Raw genomic sequence first — 16,265 nt, 5'->3', positions numbered from 1 at the left:
AAAGTACAATTTCTACAAGAACAACTAGTTCACTTTGTTAACTGAATCGCTTAAGCTAAATTTTCCCATTTTGCTTCGACAACCACGCCGATAATGCGGCAATCATCATGAATTTCCTGCATTTTATACTCTGGATTTAGCGGCTTAAGATACTTACGCCCGCCATCTTCGATATAGCGTTTAAAGGTAGCTTCATTAGCATTGATTAAGCGCGCCACCACCAGTTTCCCGGAGGTGGCGGGAATATCAGGATCGACCAGAATCATCATGCCTTCCGGAATACTCAGCCCCACCGGCGAGGTCATTGAATCGCCTTTAACTTCCAGCCAGAAGCTGTTTTCGCTGACGTGACGCGTAGTGGCTGGCCAGCGATCGATTTCCGCCCGTGACCAGGGTTCTACCGCCTCGCTCCAGAGCCCGGCGCTGACCCAGCTTATCAGTGGATAGCTGTTATAGGCGGGCACCTGCGCAACCGCACGCACGTTATTATCAAGCGCCGTGGTGCCCAAGTGCAGCCACTCGCGGCTTACGTCCAGATAGTCCGCCAGCGCCTGCATTTTACCATCGCGCGGCATCGCCTCGCCGTTCAGCCATTTCCCAACGGCACGCGGCGTTACCGACAGGACACGCGCCAGAGTGACGCCGCGCCCGTGCGCTTCCAGTCCTTTACGATTACAGGCTTCAATAAGCCTTGCGGAAAAAGCGTGACGAAGAGTTTCTTCTGACATAGTTCACCTGGTTCATCAAAACGCAATATTGCGCTAAAAAAGATACATAATGAACCAAATGTACAAAAGCTCATCCCGCCAGTCAAGGCTGGCGGGAGAAGAGGAAGGATTTAGCTGGCAAGCTGGCGGGCAGAATTAACCGGGAACAGTTCTTCTTCATGAAATGCTTCGCGTCTTACGCTGTAACCGTCATACCAGCGACATTCCACCATTCCGCTGGCAATGCCGGTGACGATCATGGTTTGACCATCCTCTTTATGCTTCACTTCATCACTGACGCTGATAAACATAATGCGGCCTCCTTAGTTTGGTGAAAAAGCACCCATTATGTATAGCAGCCCCACTGAAAATTTCCTGCCGCGCCGTCCTAAAAAGCATCATGACGTACGGAAGTTGGCGAAATATCAGCAAAAAATAAAACAGGCAAGTTAACCCTGGTTTCATCTGCACCGAAGACAAAAAAAACGGACAGCTGTCCGTTTTTAACATATTGCCGAGAAGCATTGATGATTAGATTTTGCAGCCTTCGCAATCAGCTTCATCATTCAGCTCAGTCGGCACTTCGCTGGCTTTCTTTTCAGCGTTAGCCTGCGCCTCTTCCAGCTGAGTATCAATATCAAATTCAAACATATCGTCGTTCATGGCCTGCTCCCGTTAATCAATTTCGCGCTCTTTATACCTTAAGCGCGCAGCTTCGCAATCAGATTTACCGCTAACAGCACAATCGAACCAATAATAAAGCCGATCACCAGGTTAGCGCCGTTTTCCAGCAGTACGGTAATCACACCATGAAAACCTTCGCTGAAGTGAGTGATCATATGGTGCAGCACCGGAATACCATGCACGACAATACCGCCGCCCACCAGGAACATCGCCAGGGTGCCAACCACAGAAAGCACCTTCATCAACCAGGGTGCCAGCACCAGCAGCGTTTTCCCCGCCGCCTGCGCTACCGCTGAAGATTTATCGCGTAGCCAGAAGCCAAGATCGTCCAGCTTCACGATAGCGGCCACAAGACCATACACGCCGACGGTAACCAAAATGGCGATACCGGATAAGACCAGAATCTGATTCAGCAGCGGTGCGGCGGAAACAATGCCCAGGGTGATGGCTACAATCTCTGCGGAGAGAATAAAATCAGTGCGCACCGCGCCTTTGATCTTCTTTTTCTCATAACCGGCAGGATCCTGCTCTATCAGTTTCTGCAGCCGCAGCTGTCGCGCCTCGGGCGTTTCAGCATTTTTATCATGCTGCAGGGTGTGCATCACTTTTTCCACACCTTCGTAACAGAGGTAAGCTCCGCCGATCATTAACAGCGGCGTGATTGCCCAGGGCGCAAAGGCACTGATAACCAGCGCCAACGGCACCAGGATCAGCTTATTAAGGAACGAGCCTTTCGCCACGCCCCACACCACCGGTAGTTCCCGGTTTGCATTTATCCCGGTAACCTGCTGCGCGTTAAGGGATAAGTCGTCACCCAATACGCCAGCCGTTTTTTTCATCGCGACTTTTCCCATGATGGAAATGTCATCAAGTAAAGTAGCGATGTCATCAAGCAGTGTCAGTAAGCTAGTTCCAGCCAAGTTAGTTTCCTTTTTTACAGTTCATTATGCTGACAACAGGGACAAGCCTGTATCTCGCTGACCGCCATATCGGCAATGCCTTCACAGTCCCACTCAACGCGTAACGGTCCATTACCGGCCTGGTGGTGCAAATATTTGCTGACCGAACTTTCCGTCATGCCAGTAATCTCTTCCGTGGCGACCAGGGTTTCCCCAACATAAACGCGCGCCGTTGCGCGCGTATTAACCATGCGCTCTCCTTGCAGCTTATAGAGTCGCCGTACCGTAAGTTTAATGCTGGACATACTGTCCTCCCGGACCGGTTAGGCTAAAACAACGATCTAACCAATTATGGCCTGTTTTGGCAAACTTTGCGCCAGATCACTTTAGGCCCTGATAATGATTGCTTAAAAAATAGCGCCCGATCTAAGGCGCTGCCACTGACTGCGGAGCCTCTTAGAACGGGGTTAGCCCTTAGCGGCAATGATCACTGAAATGAGCATAATCTCTATTTGACAGGTTTGCTTACGGAACCTGATTATCAACCAGGTGCTTTCTGGCCGCTGGCTAAATAATTCAACATGACAGCACTTTATATTTTTTTAGTTTTTTTGTTTATACCGATTCTATTAATAACAAAATAAAATGGACAAGGAATTTTATGCGCAACATCAGGATTGTGACCGCCGCGAACAGTTTAATAATGCTTACTTTTATTGTTATTACTTTTTTTATCGCTTACGTCATTAATATCGGATTAAGTTCCGAATATAACTTTGAACAGTCGAAAGTCTCCAGCCAAAAATATCTGATTCTGAATGAAATCAGATATAAAATTGCCATGACGCGTGCTGATATAAATGCGCTGGATGCGGATATATGGCGTAAAGATCCATTGACGCAGCGCTACGTTGACTCCTCTAAACGCCGGATTAAAGATATCAAAACTGCGGTGAAAAAATTGGAAGCGTTCAGGCAGGATCAGGATGTGGAAGAGATTATCAAATTTACTCACGAACTGGTGAGGATCTATAGTTCCTTGTTGCAGCAGCTTCTTGATGGCAGCAGCGCCACGACCTCTACCTCCAGTATACTGGCCGATTTAAGCGAACATGTGAATAATGTCCTACTGCAAGAGGAGGAAGAAAACAAACTGTACGCCAGCCTGGCGCGTGAATATAAAAATAAAATTGTGATTTTTTCAAGCGCCGTGTTTATTGTCATCATTATTATCTCTGTGACAACGTGGCGCTGGGTAAGAAATAACCTTCTCTATAAACTGCATCAGTCATCGCTCATATTTGCTGAGATCGGCAAGGGTAACTTGCTGATGCCTGTTCCCTGTGAAGACAAAAATGAGTTCGGGTTGCTTTTCGCCGAAATGAATAAGATGAAAAATGCTTTGATCGCTATGATCTCATCGGTGCAACGTTCTGCTGCCCATATCGAGCAAAACACAAATAATATCGCGGTCGGAAATGATGATTTGACCTCGCGCACCGAGTCACAAGCCGCCTCTTTGCAGCAAACTGCCGCCAGTATGGAAGAAATTAAGATTACCGTCTCCCAGAACGCTCAGTAAACCTCTGGCTTTAGCTTGCCCCCGGCGCTGGAAAGCCAGGCGCAGCACGATCCGGCCCAGCTGCCAGCATCAGCGGATGCATTCCCTGATGATCGATCGCGGCATTGCTGTCGCTGGCCAGGATCCACTCTTCAAGGCGACTCACCATCGCCTCATCATCCAGTTTTAGCTTTCCGCGCAGCGCGCATTCCCATACCACTAACACCTTCCACTGCTGCTGCGTTAATTGCGCAATATGGCGTCGGTCACGCTCGACATTACTGCCGATTTTCCCCATCCAGAAAGCGGTGCGGGTAGAGGGCACCTTGAAAAGATAACAGTGATGATGGTGCCAGAAGCAGCCATGCACAAAAATTATCGCTCGCGCCTCATCCAGCACAAAATCGGGCCGCCCGGCCAGATTTTTATCCTGTACACGAAACTGAAAACCGCGATCCGTCAGCAATGCGCCCAGACGTTGTTCAATAGCAGTATCACGCGTGCGGATTGCGCGCATATTCTTGCTGCGCACAGCAGCCGAATGCACATCAGCCATAATGTTCTCCTTTTTGCTTTATAAACAGTGTATGCGCCGATGGCAAAAACCAGCAAACCGCCTGCGTACTGCAATAATTTACAAGCCAGCATACATGCGAAATGGCAAGATATATTCTTCATAGCTGATTATCGGGAGCTTTCATGACTGACCTGCTTTATCGTACCGAACCTGCAGCCACACGTTGCGAAGCGCAGCTTATCGCCTGGGGAACAGATGAAAAAGGTACCTGGCTCGCGACCGACCGCACGCCATTTTATCCGCAGGGCGGCGGACAAATGTCCGATCGCGGCACGCTGACATTGGGCGGGCAATCGTATGATTCACCGTTGGCGCTGATGCGTGACGGCAGCGTGCGTCATTATATTGCGGCACTACCTGGCGCGCCGAGAGCGGGTGAATCGGTAACGCTGGCTATTGATGCTGAATTTCGCCTACTGGCTTCGCGTTCGCACAGCGCAGGTCATCTCATTTCCCACGTGGTTGAAACAATGCAGCCCGATTTAATTCCCGATAAAGGCCATCACTTTTTACCCGGCGCTTACGTTGAATTTCAGGGAGAACTGCATCAGGATGCGCAAACTTTTTTACAGCAGGCGCAGCAACAGATAAACGCAGCGCTGGCCGCCGCTTTGCCGATCGCTGTTACTGAAAGCAGCTTTAACGATATCGCCACCCTGCGTCCGGAACTGGCGGAAAAAATCCCCCAGCAGCCGCAGATCCGCATCGTAACCATTGGCAACTATCGTCCTTTTGCCTGTGGCGGCACGCACGTTCCCCATAGCGGAGCGATTGGTGAGCTGACGCTGCGTAAAATCAAGGTAAAAAACGGCGTGCGTATCAGCTATGAGCTGTTACCGGGCTAAGCCAGCAGCCGCCCGCCTGCTCCAGCGGCAGGCGCTTTAGCAGGCATCCGCGGCTTGCGTCAGCGTTTACTGACCGCTTCCGCTATCCACGGCTGCAGCAGTTTTGCTACCGCTGCGAACACCGGCACGATAACTGAATTACCAAACTGACGATAGGCTTGAGTATCCGATACCGGAATACGGAATTTCTTGCCGCCGGGCGTTTCAAAACCCATGAGGCGTGCGCACTCGCGCGGCGTCAGACGCCGTGGACGACGCTGCTGGTTCTCCGGGTTATCAAACTCTTTTTCGCCAAGCGCGCGATCCCAGCCGCGATCGATAAGAATTTCCGAGCCATCTTTGTAATAGCGTGCCGAAAGCGTACGCACCACACCCTGCGTACTGGCGGGATCGAACAGGCCAAAGCCGAAACCGTTGCCCTTCGCCTGATGTTTGCGCGCGTAGTTATAGAGATATTTCCACAGCGTCGGCGTCAGAATATATTTCTCATCTACCTGCGGCTCCAGCAGCTCTGCCAGCGTACTCCGCTGCTGCGGCCAAAAACGGGAAATATCGCGCAGGGTGAAGCCCGGCTTTAATCCCAGCTCACGGCGAAAGCCCACCAGCACGATACGTTCACGGTGCTGCGGCAGAAAATGCTGACCATCGATAATTTTCGGGTCCGGCCCCGGCGGCGCGTCGGCATCCGCTACCTCATAACCCAGCTCATCCAGCGTCTGCATAATGATGCGGAAAGTTTTGCCCTGGTCATGGCTTTTCAGGTTTTTCACATTTTCCAGCACGAAAATCGCCGGCTTTTTGGCGGCGATAATGCGCGCAACGTCGAAAAACAGCGTGCCCTGAGCCTCACAGGCAAAGCCGTGCGCACGTCCCAGAGCATTTTTCTTTGATACGCCCGCCAGCGAAAACGGCTGACAGGGAAAACCCGCCAGCAGCACGTCATGATCGGGGATCTGCTGATTGATATGCTCCCACGCCGTTTGCTCATCAACATCGGCGTGCTGGCTTAGCGTGACATCCCGAATATCCTGATTAAAGCGATGCTGCTGTTCATCGCAATACCAGTTGGCTTTATAGGTGCGCACCGCATGTTTATTCCACTCGCTGGTAAATACGCACTGCCCGCCAATGGCTTCAAAGCCGCTGCGAATACCGCCGATACCGGCAAACAGATCAATAAAACGAAACGCGTAGTTGGGATGATGCGCTGGCGGCGCTGGCAGCATCTGCTGCAACAGAGCCACTTCTGCCGCAGTAAGCGCACGCTGGCTGCTCTTACCAGCCAGCCAGCGGCTGAGCGATTCGCGCGTCCATTCATGTTGATTTAGCTGACGCAGACAGGTCGCTACGGTTTTTCGATCGTAAACCTCCAGCACCTGCAGCAGCAACTGACTATCTTCCATCCGTTTCTGCTGTTCGTCGGCCTGCGCCTGCTGAGCCAGCTGAAGCGCTACCTGGTCAAATTCGCTCATAACTCTGCTGTTTTGGGAAAAAGTGCCGCAAGTGTATCACCTGTTTGACCCAGCGCTCCATTGATTAGCATTATTGCTTTTTAAACCCCTTCGGGGTGACAACACAGCGCCCGGCCCCTAAACTGGCCGCAATAAAACATCAGGAGAGCTGAAATGAGCGAAACTGAACGACCGCAGCTGTCATTACCCAACGGCGCTAACAAGCTTTTATTACACTCCTGCTGCGCGCCCTGCTCCGGCGAAGTGATGGAAGCGCTACACGCTTCCGGCATCGATTACACCATTTTCTTTTACAATCCCAATATTCATCCGCAGAAAGAGTATCTGCTGCGCAAAGAGGAAAATATCCGCTTTGCGGAAAAACATGGCGTGCCTTTTGTCGATGCCGATTACGACACCGATAACTGGTTTGAGCGTGCCAAAGGCATGGAATGGGAGCCGGAACGTGGTGTGCGCTGCACCATGTGCTTTGATATGCGTTTTGAACGCACCGCGCTGTATGCCTGGGAGCATGGCTTCCCGGTCATTTCCAGCTCATTGGGCATTTCCCGCTGGAAGAATATGCAGCAAATCAACGACTGCGGAGAGCGTGCGGCGGCCCCTTATCAGGGTATGACTTACTGGGATTACAACTGGCGTAAAAAAGGCGGCTCGGCGCGAATGATAGAAATCAGCAAGCGCGAACGTTTTTATCAGCAGGAATATTGCGGCTGCGTTTACTCGCTGCGCGACAGCAATTTGCATCGTAAATCGCAGGGCCGTCCATTAATCAAGCTGGGCGTGGTCTATTACGGTGATGATGAAAGCTAACGCCGCGCTATTCTCCTCAGATTTGTCTTAATACCAGCAGAACTACTAAAACTACTCCTGGCGCTGCCGCTGTCACAAAATTGACATCAGTCGCGCCAATACTCCTTTTTATTTTTATGGAAAGGATTATGTCGCTACTTTCAGTGCTTCCGCTGCGCCTGGTGCGCCCTTTACGTTTTCGTTTGCCTGAGTTTTTATTCAGCCTTAGCGCGGCATTCTGGCTTTTCTTGGGTCTGTTCTGCCTGCTTCAGTGCGCCAGCGTACTGATCCTGACCCGCTCTGTCAGCCATACCCATACTTCAGTAGAAATCGCGCAGCAGCTGCATCAACGCCAGGCGCTGCTGGAAAATGCCCGCGTTGCGCTGCTGACGGCCAGCGATAACAGCCATCGCGCTGGCATCTGGTTTATGCAGGACAAGGAGACCGGATCGGTGGATAGCTGGAAACCACTGGCAGCCAGCGCAGCAGAGGCCCTTACCCAGGCGCAGCAAGCCTTTACCCGTTACGGCGCACCGCCTGATAGCCCGCTGGCGCAAAGTTTTCATCAGCTGGCAAGCGGTCTGCAGGAGCAGTTAAAAAGCCTGAGCGATAACAGTATCGACGGTTTTTTTATGGTGCCGATGGAGGCTTTTCAGCAGCAGTTTAGCGAGGCGTGGCGCGCCACCCTGGCCCAGGCCGATCGGCAGGCCAGCGCCACCAATCAGACCACGCTGCGTTCGCTGACCGACAGCCGCAATCTGCTCTTGTTCTTTTCTCTGCTTTTGTTAGCGATGCTGGTGGTGGCGGGAGGGCTGCTGCTGCGCGGCGTTCTGCAACCGCTGACCCAGGCTACCATCGAGCTGAAGCATATTGCCACCGGTAATCTGACGCAGCCCTTATCGGAGTCGGGGCGACAATCGCATGAGATGCAACGTTTGTGGCAGGCCATGCGGCAAATGCAGCAGGGTTTGCAGCATATTGTCAGCGAGATAAACGGCATTGCCGATGCGGTTATGCAGAGCGCCGAAGGGATCGTACAGCACAGCGATACGCTAAATAACAGTAATCAGCAACAGAGCAGCGCCTTTGCCCATATCTCTGCGCGTCTGACACGTATGGCGGAGGAAGTAGAAAGCAGCAGCCGCTTTACCCAACACGCTACCCGACAGGTGCAACACACCGATACGCTGACCCAGCGCTGCGGCGAAATGGTGAGTCAGGTGGATACGCACATGCGCGATATCGTGCTGGCTTCAGGTGAAATTTCAGGCATTGTCAGTCTGCTGGAAGGGTTATCGCTCCAGACGCGGATGCTGGCGCTGAACGCCGCCATTGAATCGGCCCATGCCGGCGCGTATGGTCGCGGTTTTTCCATCGTCGCGAAAGAGATTGGCTTGCTCTCGAATCAGAGCAGTCATTCCACGCGTGAAATCGATCGGCGGATCCAACATACGCATCAGCATATCTCAACCGGCTCTGAACGCGTGCAGGCGCTGGAAGCGCTCTACGATCAGATTCGTAAGGAAGTATCCGGGGTTGTGGTACTGCTGGCGGAGCTGGAACAGAATGCGACGGCACAAAGCGAGCGCGTTGGTAAGATTGCGGCGGAGATTTCAAGAATGGCGCAACAGGTAGAACAAAATGAAGCGCTGTCGCAACAAAGCGCCAGCGCCTCTCAAATTTTGATCGAACAGGCGCAGCGTCTTTCTGCCAGCGTGCGCCAGTTCAGTCTGTAGTTATTTCTTCTTTTTGCTTTTTTTCAGCAGCGTGCGAATTTGTTTCAGCTCGCTGCTGGTTAGCTGTGGCGCGTCCTCTTCTTCCTGCCCTGCCGTTTCCTGAGCATCAATTTCCTGGGTATGCTGGTTATCAATTGCCGGATGCGGCTGGGTCAATAAGCTGGCCTGTAAGCGCTGGCTCACTTCCTGGCTCAGCGACAGCTGGTTTTCCAGCGCCAGCGTTTTCAAGGTTTCTTTTAGGTTCGGATCAATTTTAATAGTTAAGCTAACCGTGTCAGTCATACCATTTCTCCTGGTTGTTTGGGTCAACGTAGCTGAACAGCCGGGAATTTAACAGACTGTCACAAAAATTTAATATTCGCCCAACGCCGGAGTGAAGTCACGCAACACGGATTCATCCAGCGAAACCAGGTCTCCCTGTAGCTCTGCGCACAGCTTGGCCATATAGGTCACCAGAAAGGCAACGTTGTGTCGGGCCAGCCGCTTGCCCTCTGCGGTTTGCATGGTATCGGGCAGCCGCAGCAGTTTCTTTTGGAAATGATCCAGAGTCCAGCTGGTGTCGTCCAGTTGACGATCGCGCCCCAGAGGATCTTCGCTGTCAAACAGCGCCCGGCCTAATGCGCCGGAGGTATAAAATACCCGCGCCAGGCCAATCGCGCCTAATGACTCCAGCCGATCCGCATCCTGAACGATGCGCGCTTCCAGCGTTTCCGGTTTGATACCGGCGCTGAAACTGTGCGCCTGCACCGCATGTGCAACAGGGTTATGCAGCTCAACGGGGAAATCAGGAAAATCTTCATTCAGGATACGGCGGGTTTCTACTGCCGCCTTGCTGGATGCCAGATGCCGCTGCGGATGATTTTTCGGCAAATTCACCACATCGTGAAAATAACAGGCGGTCATTACCACCAGCGGATCGGCGTCAGTGCCCTGCATAATGCGCTGTGCGCTTTGCCAGACACGCCGCAGATGCGCAATATCATGAGCTTTATCGTCCTGCGGCCAGCTGGCATGCAGCCAGTTTTCAAAGCGGGATTGCCAGAGAGTCAAAGACATCATCTTCTCCTTTTTATTATAAGCAGAGGTGCAAATGGCAGGACAGTATGCGGGAACAGGAGCAGCCTGCTCCTTCTGCGGATATACCGTTCTTATATGACAGCCTGATGATGCAGGCCAGCATTGCAATTCATGTAAAGCCACTTTTTAAAATGCGATCTACATCAAGTTATAGTGCTCCCATTACAAAATAACAACACAATTGCAACAGCCATCACGTTTCATCTGGCAAAAATAAATCTTTAAATATTATAAACGTTAATGATTGAGCAATAAATCAGACAACAAGCCTACTGCATGTCCGACCAGCTTGTGCCATATTGAAGCGGTCATCGCTTAAGCCAAACTCATTCCATGAAAGAATGGCTAATTGCTTTACTGGCGGTTAAGACACTGTAAAAATATACAATAAATCAATGAGACGCGAATATCTTTCAACACACTCGGTAATGTTTCCAGACGCTATCCGGGCAAACAGACCTTTTGCAGTAAAGCGGCCCATTTCATAAGATGTTCTCATGAATAAATATTGAAATGAACGCCCCTTTTATCATCAGTAATGTTAGGATTTATCCTATTGTCTGTTCCAAACAGCATTACCGGGAAGTTAAGAAAAGAAGAACAACGAGGTAGACATGAAAGAAAGGCCAATTCTGTTCTCTGAACAACGTGTACGCGCTCTGTTGGCTGGCCAGCAAACTCAAACCCGGCGAATTATGAAGTCTCAGCCTTTCGGCCCGGGACAAGATAATCATGAAGGTTGCTACGTTGTTGATGTAACAGGTAACTACTTGCACGGCAAAAAAATGATGAGTATGGCTAACCTGAGTTATCAGTGCCCTTACGGCCAGCCGGGCGATCGGCTCTGGGTACGTGAAACCTGGCGTGGCCCGATAGTGCCAGCAGAACAGCTACAGGCGTATGAACGGTCGCCGGGCAGTTTTCGTCAGGCAAAATATTGTCAGTATCGCGCCGACAGCAGGGAACTGGGCCTGCAGCACGATCAGGAAAGCGAAACCTTTGGCTGGCAGACCGGGATCCATATGCCCCGTTGGGCCAGCCGTATCGATTTGTTGATTACCAACGTGCGTGCTGAGCGCATCCAGGATATCAGCGATGACGACGTGATGGCGGAAGGCGTGCAAACCGACTCACACTTTTTAAACCACTTTTTTACGATGAACAGCGAATCTATCGCACCGAAAGAGGCTTATCGTAAAGCGTGGGAAAAACAGTACGGCGGCACCAGCTGGGAGGTCAACCCGTGGGTTTGGGTGATTGAGTTTCGCCGTGCCTGAGCAGTCAGGCTGTGACGTTGCGCCGCTTTAGCGCGTTCAGCGGTTGCGTGAAACGTCATGCTGCGGCATGGTACGCCGTGAATAACGTTGCGCAGAGTGAATATTGCGATGATCAAATGGCCATGGAAAGAAAAGGTCTTACCGACGCCTCTTCCCTGGGAACAGGCGCTGGCGGTGCCGATCTTTGCTTCATTACATCCTGATGAAGAGCAAGCGCTGATTCAGCTGGCGCAACGCTTTTTGCATCAAAAGCGGCTCGTTCCGTTGGCCGAGCTGCAGCTGGATGCATTGCACAGCGCGCGTATCGCCCTGCTATTTTGCCTGCCAGTATTAAAGCTGGGGCTGGAGTGGCTGGATGGATTTCATGAAGTGTTAATCTATCCCGCTCCTTTTGTGTCAGAAGAGAGCTGGCAGGATGAGGATGGGCTGGTTCACAACGATCGCAGCGTACAGTCGGGACAGAGCTGGCAACAGGGACCGATTATTCTGAACTGGCTCGATATTCAGGATTCGTTCGATCTGAGCGGATTCAACCTGATTATTCATGAGGTCGCGCATAAGCTGGATGCGCGCGGCAGCGGCTTTACCAACGGCGTACCACCTATTCCGCTACGCGAAGTGGCCCCCTGGGAGCAGGATCTGCATGCGGCGATGGAATCGATTCAGGAAGAGATCGATCTGGTTGGTGAAAGCGCCGCCAGCATTGATGCCTATGCTGCTTCCGATCCCGCAGAGTGCTTTGCCGTGCTGTCGGAATATTTCTTCAGCGCGCCTGAGCTTTTGGCGCAGCGTTTTCCTGCCTTTTATCAGCGTATGACCCATTTTTACCGCCAGGACCCGCAGGCTCGTCTGCAGCCTGTAGTGGTAACCGGATAAAGCGAGGTACCGGCAAGAATTGCTTTAAAGCTAGCCAACTGAATAGTAATAGTTTTTTTGCTGTTGACAGTGCGGTAAGCTAACGGTAATATTCGCGCCACTTAACCGATTCCTCTGTAGTTCAGTCGGTAGAACGGCGGACTGTTAATCCGTATGTCACTGGTTCGAGTCCAGTCAGAGGAGCCATATTTTTGCTCAATGAGCGCTTTATCTGCTTTAACACAGAAGGCATTCGTTGAACGTTAAAAAAGCCTGACCGCATACTCTCGCCGTCAGGTTTTTTTATATCTGTGGTTTACGCTGTGGTTCGCTAAGCAGCCTCTGTGCCCCTTGATCGATGCACGCTTCTTTCCTGCCCTCTTTTCCCAAAAGCGATAGCTGCTTTCTTTTCTTAACGTGGGTTTGCTCACGCAGCATGCCGCAGACCAACGTGCCGCTCACTACGGTTAGCAACGGGGCGCAACGGGTCTGTGTTAAGATAAGGCTTTACTCTGCCGGTTTTTACTATGCAACAGCCCGATTTCCTTGTTGGTGAATGGCATGTTTCGCCATCAATAAATCAAATAAATCGTCCGGGACACAGCTTAACGCTCGAGCCACGACTGGTTGATCTGCTGCTTTACTTTGCCCAGCATCCAGATGAAGTGTTAAGCCGCGATGAGTTGATCGATAATGTCTGGAAACGTAACATCGTAACTAACCATGTGGTGACCCAAAGCATTTCTGAGCTACGTAAATGTCTCAGGCATGAAGAAGAAGAGGAAAGCCCGGAGTATATTGTCACCGTGCCCAAGCGCGGCTACCGTTTGGCCGCCTCAGTCAGCTGGTTAAGCGCTGAAAGCGAGATCGCCTCACTCAACGAGGGTGAACCCCTTCAGCCGCAAAGCGTTGCATACGCCAGCGCCTCTCCTCCCGCCGTTTCGCAGCCCGAACAGCGATCTGCGCCAGCGCTTGCCTCCGGAAGCCAGGCGCGCTCACCGTATCGCATCTGGGTATGGCTGGCATTTATCCTCTCTCTGGCTTGCGGAGTCGCGTTGCTGGTGGTGGGCCCGTTCTCTTCGCCAACCTCGTCGCCAACCTCTGTCAGCAAAGGGATCATTAACCCGCGTGATATCGATATTCAGTTTAGCGGTCGCCCTACCTGTACCAGCTGGACGCGCCAGAGCACCTATATGATGGGCATCGCCGATCAGATTACCAATCTCTTTAATACCTACTCGACCTATATGGTGCATAACCAGACGGACTACCGCTACCGGGGCCCCACCAGCGCAGGCAAAATCTTAACCATCGAATTCGTCAACCAGCGCCATTATCGTGAACAGCAGTGCTTTATGGCGGTACGGCTGGTAGATAATGCCGATAGCTCGGTTATGCTCGATCGCCGTTATTTTATTACCCACGATAACCAACTGGCGATCCAGCACGATTTACTGAAAAGCCTTTCGCAAGCTTTACAACAGCCCTGGTCAGAAAAAACGCAGCGGAGCCTGAATATCATGCTGCCAAAACAGAGTGAGGCGCTGCAGCAATATTATGAGGCGCATAGCTTATTATTGAAAGGCGATCCTGATTCCCTGACCCGGGCCAGTGATATTCTGGACGAGCTGATTAACAGCAATCCAGATTATTTCTTTGCGCAGGCCGAAAAAGCGCTGGTGGATATTTTACGACATACCGGGCAGCCGTTTGACGATCCGCAATTAGCCCTATTACAGCAAAAAATTTCTCAGCTGGAAAAGCTGCCAGAGATTGAAGATGAAGCTATTTACTTTCAGATTAATACCATCGCGCTACTGAATCGCGGAAAAATAGATCTCGCGGCACAGCAAATTAACAAAAGCATTGATCTGGAGATGTCCTGGCTTAATTATGTTTTGTTGGGCAAGGTCTATGAGATGCAAGGGCAAAAGAGACTGGCCGCAGATGCTTATATTACTGCCTTCAATCTCCGTCCCGGCGATAACATTTTATACTGGATCAGGAACACTATTTTCCAGACTTCACTGGCGGAAGTTGCCCCTTACCTGAACAATTTCACCCAGGAAAAGTAAATTTCATTCAGCCGATGGATAAAATTATTCATCGGCTCCTCTCGCCATCATAAAAACCCCTTCTCAATTTAACCTAAATATAGCATTTTTTAACATCACTTAACTCAAGAAAAACAAAGTAACGCGTTGAAAAATAATGATGTTTACATTTCCATGACCCTGCTATGACTTTTCATGTTAAAAGTAAAATTTCCGTCCGTTCATATTTATATTTAATTCACTTCTTTCGTATGTATTTACCTCGGCCTGCCCTTAATCTCCTGTCAACAGTTCAGGTAAGGCAGCAACACTTATTCACCTGAGCTATTTAAAATTAATTCAGGAGACAAATAATGGCCTCTGCAAAAAAAATTGGCCTTCTGGCCTGCACCGGTGTTGTAGCCGGTAATATGATGGGGAGTGGTGTTGCTTTACTTCCCTCAACCCTCGCCTCTATTGGCGGCATCGCTATCTGGGGGTGGGTAATATCACTTCTGGGTGCTATGTCGCTTGCCTATGTGTATGCACGTCTGGCAACAAAAAACCCGCAACAGGGCGGCCCTATTGCCTACGCCGGAGAATTATCTCCAGCCTTTGGTTTCCAGACTGGCGTTCTTTATTACCATGCCAACTGGATAGGTAATTTAGCCATTGGCATTACCGCTATCTCTTATTTATCAACTTTCTTTCCGGTATTGCATAATCCGGTTCCGGCAGGCATTGCCTGTATTGCCGCCGTCTGGCTATTTACTTTTGTTAATATGCTGGGCGGAAGCTGGGTAAGCCGTTTAACCACCATTGGTTTGTTTATGGTGTTGATTCCCGTGGTGCTCACGGCGGTAGTGGGATGGCACTGGTTTGATATCGCCACTTATCATGCCAACTGGAATACCTCAAATACCACAGATACACATGCCGTTATTAACAGTATTCTTCTGTGCCTGTGGGCCTTTGTCGGCGTCGAATCCGCTGCCGTTAGCTCCGGTATGGTGAAAAACCCGCAGCGTACCGTGCCGCTGGCAACCATTTTGGGAACCGGTATTGCCGGCATCATCTATATCGCCGCAACCCAGGTGATTTCCGGGATGTATCCGGCCAGTGAAATCGCTGCATCAGGCGCACCTTTTGCCGTCAGCGCTTCAACCATTTTAGGTAGCTGGGCGACGCCGGTGGTATCTGCCTTTACTGCCCTCGCTTGTCTGACCTCGCTCGGTTCCTGGATGATGCTGGTAGGCCAGGCCGGGGTACGCGCCGCCAACGATGGTAACTTCCCGGCGGTGTATGGCGAACTGGATAAAAACGGCGTACCGAAAAAAGGCCTGCTGCTGGCCAGCTGTAAAATGACCGCCCTGATGGTGCTTATTACCCTGTTAAGTTCCGGCGGCAGCAGCGCTGCAGACCTGTTCGCTCAGCTCACCGGCATCGCCGTACTGTTGACCATGCTGCCTTACTTCTACTCCTGCGTTGACTTAATCCGTTTTGAAGGGGTGACGCTGCGTAATCTTCTCAGCCTGATCGCCTCAGTGATGGGTTGCCTGTTCTGCTTTATCGCGCTAATGGGCGCTGGCTCATTCGAACTGAGCGGAACCTTTATCGTCAGCCTGATCATTCTGATGTTTTACGCCGGTAAGTTGCACCGCCGCCAGCATGCGCATGACGACGACGCACACGACCATCTGATCCCGCATTCCTGATATTCAAAATTTGCCCTTCCATTCCTGCTAACCGGCTC

17 protein-coding genes and 1 tRNA gene are annotated in these 16,265 nt (G+C 51.1%); 9 read left to right on the top strand and 9 right to left on the bottom strand.

Annotated elements, in window-relative coordinates; all coding sequences use genetic code 11:
* Positions 1-50 precede the first annotated feature (50 nt).
* From ACQE3Z_RS03250 to ACQE3Z_RS03230, 5 genes are all read right to left on the bottom strand, one after another.
* Positions 51-728 carry a LexA family protein gene (locus ACQE3Z_RS03250; protein WP_426972129.1) on the bottom strand — a complete coding sequence of 226 codons (678 nt, stop codon included), beginning with the start codon at positions 726-728 and terminating at the stop codon, positions 51-53.
* A gap of 110 nt (positions 729-838) precedes the next feature.
* On the bottom strand, positions 839-1,018 hold the full coding sequence (locus tag ACQE3Z_RS03245) for a YodC family protein (RefSeq protein WP_250650230.1): 180 nt from the start codon (positions 1,016-1,018) through the stop codon (positions 839-841).
* 220 nt (positions 1,019-1,238) lie between these two features.
* Positions 1,239-1,370, bottom strand: a complete 132-nt coding sequence (locus tag ACQE3Z_RS03240) for a hypothetical protein (protein WP_426972128.1) — start codon at positions 1,368-1,370, stop codon at positions 1,239-1,241.
* 38 nt (positions 1,371-1,408) lie between these two features.
* Positions 1,409-2,311, bottom strand: a complete 903-nt coding sequence (locus ACQE3Z_RS03235; RefSeq protein WP_426972127.1) for a DUF808 family protein — start codon at positions 2,309-2,311, stop codon at positions 1,409-1,411.
* A 14-nt stretch (positions 2,312-2,325) separates the two neighbouring features.
* Positions 2,326-2,595: a hypothetical protein gene (locus tag ACQE3Z_RS03230; protein WP_085071279.1), complete on the bottom strand. Its 270-nt coding sequence runs from the start codon at positions 2,593-2,595 to the stop codon at positions 2,326-2,328.
* 356 nt (positions 2,596-2,951) lie between these two features.
* Between ACQE3Z_RS03230 and ACQE3Z_RS03225 the strand changes: the two genes are divergently transcribed.
* The gene (locus tag ACQE3Z_RS03225; RefSeq protein ID WP_426972126.1) at positions 2,952-3,872 is read left to right on the top strand and encodes a hypothetical protein; all 921 of its coding nucleotides are present in this window, start codon (positions 2,952-2,954) and stop codon (positions 3,870-3,872) included.
* 10 nt (positions 3,873-3,882) lie between these two features.
* Here the strand turns inward: ACQE3Z_RS03225 and ACQE3Z_RS03220 are convergent, their stop codons facing one another.
* A complete protein-coding gene (locus ACQE3Z_RS03220) occupies positions 3,883-4,407 on the bottom strand; it encodes a very short patch repair endonuclease (RefSeq protein WP_426972125.1) in 525 nt (174 codons plus the stop codon).
* Positions 4,408-4,550: 143 nt separating this feature from the next.
* Between ACQE3Z_RS03220 and ACQE3Z_RS03215 the strand changes: the two genes are divergently transcribed.
* Positions 4,551-5,273 carry a hypothetical protein gene (locus ACQE3Z_RS03215; RefSeq protein ID WP_426972124.1) on the top strand — a complete coding sequence of 241 codons (723 nt, stop codon included), beginning with the start codon at positions 4,551-4,553 and terminating at the stop codon, positions 5,271-5,273.
* A gap of 59 nt (positions 5,274-5,332) precedes the next feature.
* Here the strand turns inward: ACQE3Z_RS03215 and ACQE3Z_RS03210 are convergent, their stop codons facing one another.
* Entirely contained in the window at positions 5,333-6,745 is a 1,413-nt protein-coding gene (locus tag ACQE3Z_RS03210; RefSeq protein WP_426972123.1) for a DNA cytosine methyltransferase, read from the bottom strand.
* A gap of 153 nt (positions 6,746-6,898) precedes the next feature.
* On the opposite strand from ACQE3Z_RS03210, the gene ACQE3Z_RS03205 reads away from it, so the two are divergent.
* Both ACQE3Z_RS03205 and ACQE3Z_RS03200 read left to right on the top strand, forming a co-directional pair.
* Positions 6,899-7,555, top strand: coding sequence for an epoxyqueuosine reductase QueH (locus ACQE3Z_RS03205; protein ID WP_426972122.1), 657 nt, complete (start codon positions 6,899-6,901; stop codon positions 7,553-7,555).
* Positions 7,556-7,683: 128 nt separating this feature from the next.
* A complete protein-coding gene (locus ACQE3Z_RS03200) occupies positions 7,684-9,270 on the top strand; it encodes a methyl-accepting chemotaxis protein (RefSeq protein WP_426972121.1) in 1,587 nt (528 codons plus the stop codon).
* Here ACQE3Z_RS03200 and ACQE3Z_RS03195 read toward each other — a convergent pair whose 3' ends face one another.
* Entirely contained in the window at positions 9,271-9,552 is a 282-nt protein-coding gene (locus tag ACQE3Z_RS03195; protein ID WP_426972120.1) for a hypothetical protein, read from the bottom strand.
* A gap of 69 nt (positions 9,553-9,621) precedes the next feature.
* Complete coding sequence (locus ACQE3Z_RS03190; RefSeq protein WP_426972119.1) at positions 9,622-10,326, bottom strand: phosphohydrolase; 705 nt, start codon at positions 10,324-10,326, stop codon at positions 9,622-9,624.
* Between the two features lie 635 nt (positions 10,327-10,961).
* Here ACQE3Z_RS03190 and ACQE3Z_RS03185 point away from each other — a divergent pair.
* The 5 genes from ACQE3Z_RS03185 (at position 10,962) to cadB (ending at position 16,227) form a co-directional block, all read left to right on the top strand.
* Positions 10,962-11,624, top strand: coding sequence for a hypothetical protein (locus tag ACQE3Z_RS03185; RefSeq protein ID WP_250650238.1), 663 nt, complete (start codon positions 10,962-10,964; stop codon positions 11,622-11,624).
* 108 nt (positions 11,625-11,732) lie between these two features.
* Entirely contained in the window at positions 11,733-12,500 is a 768-nt protein-coding gene (mtfA, locus tag ACQE3Z_RS03180; RefSeq protein ID WP_426972118.1) for a DgsA anti-repressor MtfA, read from the top strand.
* Between the two features lie 110 nt (positions 12,501-12,610).
* A tRNA-Asn gene (locus tag ACQE3Z_RS03175) sits at positions 12,611-12,686 on the top strand.
* A 320-nt stretch (positions 12,687-13,006) separates the two neighbouring features.
* A complete protein-coding gene (cadC, locus tag ACQE3Z_RS03170; protein ID WP_426972117.1) occupies positions 13,007-14,554 on the top strand; it encodes a lysine decarboxylation/transport transcriptional activator CadC in 1,548 nt (515 codons plus the stop codon).
* Positions 14,555-14,886: 332 nt separating this feature from the next.
* Positions 14,887-16,227 carry a cadaverine/lysine antiporter gene (cadB, locus tag ACQE3Z_RS03165; protein ID WP_426972116.1) on the top strand — a complete coding sequence of 447 codons (1,341 nt, stop codon included), beginning with the start codon at positions 14,887-14,889 and terminating at the stop codon, positions 16,225-16,227.
* Positions 16,228-16,265: the final 38 nt, after the last annotated feature.

It is taken from the genome of Pantoea sp. FN0307 (genome assembly GCF_050113815.1).
GTDB lineage: Bacteria > Pseudomonadota > Gammaproteobacteria > Enterobacterales > Enterobacteriaceae > Mixta > Mixta alhagi.
Note: the sequence above shows the minus strand (reverse complement) of the source record. Positions and strands in the feature narration are given on the sequence as shown.

Excerpts from the sequence above, each read along its gene's own strand:
- ACQE3Z_RS03250 (WP_426972129.1), bottom strand. The coding sequence starts at position 728 with ATGTCAGAAGAAACTCTTCGTCACGCTTTTTCCGCAAGGCTTATTGAA.
- ACQE3Z_RS03245 (WP_250650230.1), bottom strand. The coding sequence starts at position 1,018 with ATGTTTATCAGCGTCAGTGATGAAGTGAAGCATAAAGAGGATGGTCAA.
- ACQE3Z_RS03240 (WP_426972128.1), bottom strand. The coding sequence starts at position 1,370 with ATGAACGACGATATGTTTGAATTTGATATTGATACTCAGCTGGAAGAG.
- ACQE3Z_RS03230 (WP_085071279.1), bottom strand. The coding sequence starts at position 2,595 with ATGTCCAGCATTAAACTTACGGTACGGCGACTCTATAAGCTGCAAGGA.
- ACQE3Z_RS03225 (WP_426972126.1), top strand. The coding sequence starts at position 2,952 with ATGCGCAACATCAGGATTGTGACCGCCGCGAACAGTTTAATAATGCTT.
- ACQE3Z_RS03220 (WP_426972125.1), bottom strand. The coding sequence starts at position 4,407 with ATGGCTGATGTGCATTCGGCTGCTGTGCGCAGCAAGAATATGCGCGCA.
- ACQE3Z_RS03215 (WP_426972124.1), top strand. The coding sequence starts at position 4,551 with ATGACTGACCTGCTTTATCGTACCGAACCTGCAGCCACACGTTGCGAA.
- ACQE3Z_RS03210 (WP_426972123.1), bottom strand. The coding sequence starts at position 6,745 with ATGAGCGAATTTGACCAGGTAGCGCTTCAGCTGGCTCAGCAGGCGCAG.
- ACQE3Z_RS03205 (WP_426972122.1), top strand. The coding sequence starts at position 6,899 with ATGAGCGAAACTGAACGACCGCAGCTGTCATTACCCAACGGCGCTAAC.
- ACQE3Z_RS03200 (WP_426972121.1), top strand. The coding sequence starts at position 7,684 with ATGTCGCTACTTTCAGTGCTTCCGCTGCGCCTGGTGCGCCCTTTACGT.
- ACQE3Z_RS03195 (WP_426972120.1), bottom strand. The coding sequence starts at position 9,552 with ATGACTGACACGGTTAGCTTAACTATTAAAATTGATCCGAACCTAAAA.
- ACQE3Z_RS03190 (WP_426972119.1), bottom strand. The coding sequence starts at position 10,326 with ATGTCTTTGACTCTCTGGCAATCCCGCTTTGAAAACTGGCTGCATGCC.
- ACQE3Z_RS03185 (WP_250650238.1), top strand. The coding sequence starts at position 10,962 with ATGAAAGAAAGGCCAATTCTGTTCTCTGAACAACGTGTACGCGCTCTG.
- mtfA (WP_426972118.1), top strand. The coding sequence starts at position 11,733 with ATGATCAAATGGCCATGGAAAGAAAAGGTCTTACCGACGCCTCTTCCC.
- cadC (WP_426972117.1), top strand. The coding sequence starts at position 13,007 with ATGCAACAGCCCGATTTCCTTGTTGGTGAATGGCATGTTTCGCCATCA.
- cadB (WP_426972116.1), top strand. The coding sequence starts at position 14,887 with ATGGCCTCTGCAAAAAAAATTGGCCTTCTGGCCTGCACCGGTGTTGTA.